The 8,392-nt window shown below is 34.2% G+C and carries 3 protein-coding genes and 1 pseudogene; all 4 read left to right on the top strand.

Annotated elements, in window-relative coordinates:
* Positions 1–393: 393 nt before the first annotated feature.
* The 4 genes and pseudogenes from AC3DU7_RS18420 (at position 394) to AC3DU7_RS18405 (ending at position 8,098) form a co-directional block, all read left to right on the top strand.
* The gene (locus tag AC3DU7_RS18420; RefSeq protein ID WP_488040771.1) at positions 394–2,193 is read left to right on the top strand and encodes a PAS domain-containing sensor histidine kinase; all 1,800 of its coding nucleotides are present in this window, start codon (positions 394–396) and stop codon (positions 2,191–2,193) included.
* A gap of 1,151 nt (positions 2,194–3,344) precedes the next feature.
* Complete coding sequence (gene fdxB, locus AC3DU7_RS18415; protein WP_488040770.1) at positions 3,345–3,641, top strand: ferredoxin III, nif-specific; 297 nt, start codon at positions 3,345–3,347, stop codon at positions 3,639–3,641.
* Between the two features lie 1,899 nt (positions 3,642–5,540).
* Positions 5,541–5,960, top strand: a pseudogene (locus AC3DU7_RS18410) (helix-turn-helix domain-containing protein); the annotation flags it as partial.
* 533 nt (positions 5,961–6,493) lie between these two features.
* Positions 6,494–8,098, top strand: a complete 1,605-nt coding sequence (locus AC3DU7_RS18405; RefSeq protein ID WP_488040769.1) for a helix-turn-helix domain-containing protein — start codon at positions 6,494–6,496, stop codon at positions 8,096–8,098.
* Positions 8,099–8,392 lie beyond the last annotated feature (294 nt).

Below are 8,392 nucleotides of genomic sequence, written 5' to 3'. Positions count from 1 at the left end.
AATATAATAATTTAGGCAATTACAACAACAGGAAGTATTGAAAAATACCTCTTTTTTTTTCCAAGAAATTTCAGTATCAAAAATCGCTGCATTAAATATTTATATTTTGATAAAATAATTTTAATAATTAGAAATAAATGTTTACTTAAACCTCTAGAAAAGAGTAATTAATTTAACTAAACTGAAAAGTATAAAAATTATATCCTTCTAAATATAATGCAAAAATATTATAAATTTTAACTAAAACTTGGTCTTTAGCAAGATTAAGTTGCCAAATAATTCAGCTTCACATTTACTGGTTAAGAGTGTCACAGCTACAAATAGTTCTTAACCGAAAAGTGAGGCCAAAAATTCAGCAGTACATGAAAAACTAAGCAGGAGTAAGTGGGAACGATGAAAGTTAATCAAGTTCTAAATCAATCTGATTATGAGCGTTACCAGATTGACCAAATAGTAGCATCTTTCATAGAAAAAAATCACGATTTACAAAACGTAATTAGTCAGGACAAGGCAATAGTAGAACGTCGCTTGCTAGAAGCAATGCTGCGGAAAACCCTCAAAGAACTATCTGATATCAAATTTGCTATAGATCAAGCAGCGATCGTTGCCATTACAGACCAAAGAGGTATTATTCAATATGTGAATGATAAAGTTTATGAAATATCTAAATATTCCAAGGAAGAGTTAATCGGAAAAAGTCATCGTATGCTTAACTCTAAACATCATCCCCCAAAGTTTTTTAGAGACTTGTGGTCTAGTATTAGCTCTGGTCGCGTGTGGAGAGGAGAAATTAAAAATAAGGCTAAAGATGGTAGTTATTATTGGGTTAATACAACGATCGTACCTTTTTTAAACAACTTTGGGCAACCTTATCAATACTTAGCTATTAGATTTGACATCACCGAACGCAAACGAGTAGAAGAAGCACTACAAGAAAGTCAAAAACACAACCAGAGTCTCCTCAATGCTATTCCCGACTTAATGTTACGCCTCGACTCAAAAGGAAATGTTCTCGACTTCTACCCATCAAAAGATGATGAAAATGCCCCCGAACCATCAGAATTAGTAGGAAAAACTATAGAAGAAATATTTCCTCAAGATATAGCTGTTTGGACTCGACACTATTTAAAGCTTACTCTCAGCACCGATCGAGTGCAAGCAGGAGAATATTCTACTATTATTAATCATAAGCTCTATCATTATGAAGCTCGTTATGTCAAAAGTGGTAAAAATGAAGTCTTAGCAATTATTCGCGATATCACAGAACGAAAACAAGGAGAAATTGCACTACAAGAATCAGAAAAACGCGAACGAGAAAGAGCATTGCAATTAGAAAAAGCTTTAAAAGAATTGCAAAAGACTCAAGCTCAATTAGTGCAGGCAGAAAAAATGTCTGGTCTAGGTCAAATGGTTGCTGGTATTGCCCATGAAATTAATAATCCAATTAGCTTTATATACGGCAATCTTCTTCATACAAATAGCTACATTAGAGACTTAGTACATTTATTGAATTTGTATCGGCAAAACTATCAAGATCCAATTCCAGAAATTCAAGATTTTGCTGAAGAATGTGATGCAGATTTCTTGATTGAAGATTTGCCTAAAATGGTCGATTCAATGAATATAGGAGCAAACAGAATTAGAGAGTTAGTTTTATCCTTACGAAATTTCTCTCGCTTAGATGAATCAGAGATGAAAAAAGTAGATATTCACTCTGGTATAAATAGCACTTTATTAATTTTACAACATCGTCTCAAAGCTACAGAAAAAAGGCCGGAAATAACATTGATCAAAGAGTATGGAAATTTACCCATGATAGAGTGTTATGCTAGTCAGTTAAATCAAGTATTTATGAATATTATTGCTAATGCAATAGATACTTTTGAGGAACAAGAAAAACCAGGAATTATTACTATTAAAACAGAAAAAATCCAGAAATCAGACACAGGAGTAAATCAAGATTTTATCAAAATTTCTCTATCTGATAATGGGCATGGTATTAGCGAATCTGTTCAAAATCGCATTTTTGACCCGTTTTTTACTACCAAACCAGTGGGTAAAGGTACAGGTCTAGGACTATCAATTTCTCACCAAATTGTTGTTGAAAAACATCAGGGAGAACTGAGATGTAGATCTAATCAAAATGAAGGTACATTATTTGAGATATTAATTCCAGTTAAGGCCGGAAATTGAAGAAGGTGTTATATCAAATCCGATTCAACAGTTATAGATTTTTAGTCTTTAGCAGTCAGGTAGGGTAGCGAGGTACAGAAGGAGAAAGAACCACAAAGATTTAGTAGTTATGACAATTGAAGAATTTTTTGATATCTAATTAGGGTTTGCTGAAAAAAGTTTTTTGATAAGGGTTAGGAGCCAGAATCCAGCATCCAGAATCCAGAAGTCAGGAGGAATGGGAATTATAGAAGAAATAATCAGAAGAATAGTACCTTGATTGTTTTGCCATAATCCTCCCAAAATGCTAACTTTTTGAGTATTTTAGACTGAAACAAGCGCACTTTTTTCGACCTAAAAATGCTTTGATATTTAATCAGCAAGTCCTAATTAAACGGATATGACATAAACCACTTCCACTGGTGGCTTCAATTTTCGTAGTATATGCAATTAACCGAATTTGTATTACCCATACTTTTAATTTTATAGAGCTGAAGCGCTGAGAGCTGACCGCTGAATACTTACCTATGAATTTAAGATATTTGGGCGAACTGCAATCAAGATTATGAATTATAAATACTCCTTTCACTACTTGCTCCCGAACAACCCATCAACAAACTAATCTGTAGAAATGTTCCATGCAATCTCTCTACCTATTAGACATCTCCAATAATAAAAAATAAAATAAATTATCCTACATGAATTATCAATTATTTCCCCCTACTCCCTACTCCTTATTTTCTGGAGATGTCTATTACCTGTTCCCTAAGTACTAAAATCATATTGAGTATCCCACTATTTTGTTACTATAAAATAATTTTTAATTGTCTTAAATCAGAGTAAGTATCTTCATGATTTCTATTGCTATTGTCTGACAATAATCAACCAATGTAAATCACCTATTTTATATATTTACTATAGAAAACAAGTCCAAAAAATCGTCAAAAATTATATAGAGATCTTGACGGTTTATAGGTATATTTATTTAGCAATAATTGCAAATATTTTCTAATAAATAAATACACAAAAAAAACCATAATCAAGTATCATAAAAAACCTCAAAAAAAGTAGTTATTTATACTTTTTTGTCATAGTAAATAGCTATTATATAAAAAGATGGAACAAAGCAAACAAAACAAAACATTCAGTTTATTAATTAAGGAGAAGAACCGATGGCAACATTAACAGCTTTAACTAAAGGTGGTACAGCTTGGACTCCTCAATATGTCGAATCTATTGACATGAATAAGTGCCTGGGTTGTGGTCGTTGCTTTAAAGTTTGTCATAGAAATGTTCTAGAACTTAGACCTCTCAACGAACATGGAGAATTTGTAGACGATGATGATGATGATGATGAAGTATTACGGAAAGTTATGACTATTGCTAATGCAGATGACTGTATTGGATGTGAAGCTTGTGCTAACATTTGTGGTAAGAAATGCTTCTCTCATGCTCCTTCAGCTGTGTGAATTTGGAAAAGTATCAACTCATACCGTTTCACGGAAGTCAACAGTCAAAAGTAAGATTTAGTAGACAGAAAACTTTGATGTTCTTCAAGTGAAATGGTATCAGAAATATTAATATAGAAGAATATAGAAGTTTGTGGAGTATCAGCTTTAGGTGTATTAGTGAAATTATTCACTCAAAGTCTGAACTCCCTGACTTTTTTTGTATAACTTTGTCAAAATTTGAAATTCTCACCGTTAAATCAAAGATTATAACGGTAGATTCTTGCGAGTGCTGACGCAAAGCTACGCTAGCGCAAATTCTTAACTAGGGCTTGCTGAAAAAGTCTTTTTTTAAGAGTAGGGGAGCGAGGGAGTAGAGGAGCAGGAAAGTAATTTTTTTTGCCCAACTTTTGCCTAAAATGGTAAATTTTCGAGCATTAATAGCTGAAAACCAGGTACTTTTTCACTACCCAAAGAGGCTAAAACCAATATCAGTAAATGCTTTGATATTTAATCAGCAAGCCCTAACTTAGGTAACAAATCAAACAAGTTAAGTCGTACCAACGTCAGAGCATCTCCACAAGATTTTTTGCTCCGTCTTTACGCTGAGGACACCCCAGTGCAGGCAGTGCGTTTTCTTTAACCATTTGCGCTACCACTATTAATCACTGTAACTGATGCTGGATTAATTTGCAGTTCCTCAATTAACTTACAACTTATATCATGTCCGGTTGAATAGACCTCTCCGGAAAAGAGGGAGTAGGGAGTATGGAGTAGGGAGTAGGGGAAAAGAATTGATGATTTATGCGTATGGGATTGATTTAATTTTTGATTATCACCAGATGTCTATTAGTTACACTTTGGAGGAATGAAGGCAGAAGGCAGAAGGTAGAGGGCAGAAGGAAAGAAAAGGCTTGAAGGGAAAAAGTTTTTTTATCACTAATTATCCGGACATAATATTACCACTTTAAAATTTATGATCTCATGTCCGGTAGCATCGCTTGTGTATAGAATTAATTTTCAATTGAAAGAAATCCTTACTGCCTTTCCTCCAGCAAAGCATAACTATTCAAGCAGACATGATCTGAGGGGCTGTCTGCATGGGGTTTTCCTCACAGTTCATACGCCCTGTCTCACCGTTAAATCAGCGTGATTATAACGGGAGTCCTCTTTCAACATTTTTGATAGTGCTACGCGCAAGTCATTACAGTAAAAAATTTACTCCTAAAAAGTTTCAGTTTAAAGATGTGGGAGTCATTCTATTGTCGCTACGCGGAAGTCAAAATTCAAAAGTCGGGCATCGAGTGTGTAATTATGAGGTCCCCTCAGAATGTAATATCATATCCGGATAATCAGTTATAAAAAAACCTTCTCCCTTTAAATTTTTCTTTCCCTCTCTTGGTCGGCGTTCCCTTGCAAAGTGTAACTATTCAACCGGACATGATATAAGACACACTCAAGACAGTTAAAAGTATTTATTGGTAAAGCTTTTAGGATTTTGTAACTGGTTAGTTATTTCTGCCATCCAGGTAATTATAACTATCACAGAATAAACTGTTAGTTATTTGACAGGAATAGATTTTACAAAAAAGTAATATATTGTTATTAGCAGTAACTATATATCTGGTAAGACAAACTTATATTTTGATTTCTATTTCTGGCCAGATTAACTGTTAAAAATACAGGCTGAAGTTAAATCCGGTTCTTCATGCTTTCTATAGAAGAAATCATAACCATTCAATTACTAAGCACAAATATTTTACTCAACCTTACTTGAATTATAGCGTAGCAGACTACAATAGACAAATTTTTGTCTGATTCTAGAGTCATAGCTTATCTTCTCAATTTAGAGGGTTTTAAAAAGCGGATTATATATAGTGCAGCTAAGTTGCATTAAATTGTCAAACTGAGGTAGCTGTTATGCCTGCTAAAGATTTTCTTAGTTCAATGCAAAAGAAAAGATTGCAAAAAGCCTTACAAGAAGGTAATTGCTCTCATTTCCGAGAACGAGTATTGATGTTACTTCTATTAAATGACGGAAAAACTTATTCAGAAATTTCTGCATTTATAGGTTGTTCTTATAGAACAGTTGCTTATTGGTGTGTACATGGAGACCCAGACCAATTAGATAGTTTACGAGATCGACGAGAGCATGGTAACTTTCGCAAAGCAACAGAAGAATACATTCAATTATTAATAGAAGTCAGCAAAAAATCTCCTCATCAGTTTGGTTTTGAATGTCAATACTGGAGTGGAGAACGTTTAGCAAATTATCTTGCTGAAAAGACAGGAATCAAACTTAGTGGTACTCAAGTCAGGAGAATTCTTAAACAAAAAAAAATTCAACTTCCCAAAGGGAAATTACAAGTTAATCATCGACCAAATACTACAGATAATCGATTAAAATGTTAAGCAACTCTCTCAATTATCAAAGTATAAACAGTTAATTGATGAGGTTAAATGCAGACAAATTTATTTTAAAAATATTTGTTTAGCATTTTTCCTTATTTTTTTGTTGCAGAATAGCAATGTTAATAATACTGACAAATATTAACTATTGCAAGTTAAATGTATAGCCACAAAAATCCTATAGTTATTTAAGCATAAAAAATAAAAATAATATTAATTTGCTTACTATGAACATCTAATCTAAAAAATTTATGAAATATTAATTCTTATTATTTAGTCAATTTAGTTTAAGTGAAAATACTTAAATCAACAAAAGACAAAAGATTTGATATCTTCACTTCATGTATAGATATGTAGTTATATAGCGATTCAGGAGAGAGCTATAATTAATCGACTAAATCAATTTATAGATGACGAGTAGTATAACTAGCATAATTTATCAACAGTAATAACAGGGGCGTGTTATGACTCACAAAATGACTGAAAACTGTATATCATGTGCCACCTGTGTATCCCAAATTCACTGCCCAACAGGTGCAATAACTATAGAAGATGAACAATACTCTATTAATCCCGATCTATGTAATAGCTGTGATGGTTATTTTGAAGAACCTCAGTGCGTAATTCACTGTTCTATTAGTAGTCCTGTTCCTACTCAAGCCAAAAAAGGTAGATATAAGGCTGAGGCAAGGACACCCACAAGCTCTGATTTATTTCCTAATGGCAAGCATAGTCCTTTTGCTTCTTCTATCGCGATCTGGGAAGCTTGCAACATTCTGGCACAGAGAGAATCATTACCTTGGACAGTGAATGCAGAAGGTAAACTGATTTATCAGCGTTCCATTAAGCAAGATCGGGGTTCAATCAGTTTCAGCATAAAAGATGCACAGTATTCATCTAAAACTATAAATGATAATGATGTAATAACAGATATGCCAGCAATGGATATCAGAGCAGCTTGTATGCACTTAATTTATGCTGCCCATGCAACAGTTATTGACAAACCTTGGGAGCAAGAATTTGCGATCGATGACCAACAAATTGAAAGATACTTGGGGTTAGAAAAACGTAAAGACTTATCGAAAGCAACTAAACTGAGCTTAATTAAAAACCTTGCTCAACAACCTTGTAACATTACAACTACTATTAATTGGCCTCAGCAGGGCAGAATTAATGCGTTCTCATTACCAGAAAGTCAATTATGGCATATCTTAGAGATTCAACATCACTTTTCTGAAGATTCTACAGGATGTAAACATCTTGTTGGTCTTACTTTTAGGGTTAAAGCTGGTCTTTGGGCTAAGTATTTCCTCAACAAAGAAGATTGCAAGCAGGGCAAAGCATTTTATCAATACGGCATTTTGCCTCAGTCGATATTAACTACAGTAATGAGTATTTGGCAGCAACATGAAGGTACTGCTCGAATGCTGTTATGGTTATTATTCAAAACCAAAATGGGTAGGGAGCAAAGGTTGACTGTACCTACTCTAATGCGAGTAGCTTATGGCGAACAAAAAGTGGTACGAGCATCTTCTTCTAGGGATGAGCGAAAACGACTAATTAAAACTTTTGAAAGCGATCTGGAAGTTCTCAATCATTATGGACTTAAACCAGAATTTGACCCCGTAACTTATCCCCAGGAAATTCAGCCAATGTGGGCAAAGTTAGCTGCTCTACCTGATGATGGTGAAGAAGCTTTAGATTTCTGGATTGATGATGGTAGTAAGAATACAAGATTAACAGATAATGGCCCCAGAGGTAAGTGGAATATGTTATTAAACGCTCGTATCCTCTGGTTTAAATTGCCCGAAGAATGGGATAAACACTTAGCAGATTTTGAAAAACAAAAGCTACGCTATTCTAATAAGCGCAAAAGAACGAAAAAGCTGGCTGCGATCTGTGGGGAACAAATTATGACTGCTAGAAAAAATCGGCAGTTAAGTCAGAGACAGTTGGCAACTATGCTCGGAAAAAGTCAAAGTTGGATTAGAGATATTGAGAGTGGACGCTTTCAAGTCAAAGGTGAAGACCAAATGTTATTACAGAATGTTTTAGGTTTGAGAGGATAGCGATTAATTGAACACTATTGCTGAGTTAAATAGGGGACAATTTGAATTTGCAATTTGTAGGGGCGTTTTGCTCGGCAACATAAAGCGGCTGCTTTGTGTTAGTAAATGGCCATTCGCCCCCACACTTATTGCATTGAGAGAGGTTATCTGCATTGAAACGTTTGCCATTGTATAAGGTTCGTAAGTTTTGATTACGCTTCAAGAAAATAGCCTAATCATACCTGTGTTGTCCGCAATTTCCGTTCTACTGAACTTACCCAAACTTACCCAAATGAAATTTTGAGTTTTGGAGTC

Source organism: Okeania sp., from assembly GCF_983059655.1.
This window is presented reverse-complemented; position numbering and strand designations above follow the sequence as displayed.

Bases quoted from the DNA above. Each gene is read 5' to 3' on its own strand.
- fdxB (WP_488040770.1), top strand. From the start codon at position 3,345: ATGGCAACATTAACAGCTTTAACTAAAGGTGGTACAGCTTGGACTCCT.
- AC3DU7_RS18420 (WP_488040771.1), top strand. From the start codon at position 394: ATGAAAGTTAATCAAGTTCTAAATCAATCTGATTATGAGCGTTACCAG.
- AC3DU7_RS18405 (WP_488040769.1), top strand. From the start codon at position 6,494: ATGACTCACAAAATGACTGAAAACTGTATATCATGTGCCACCTGTGTA.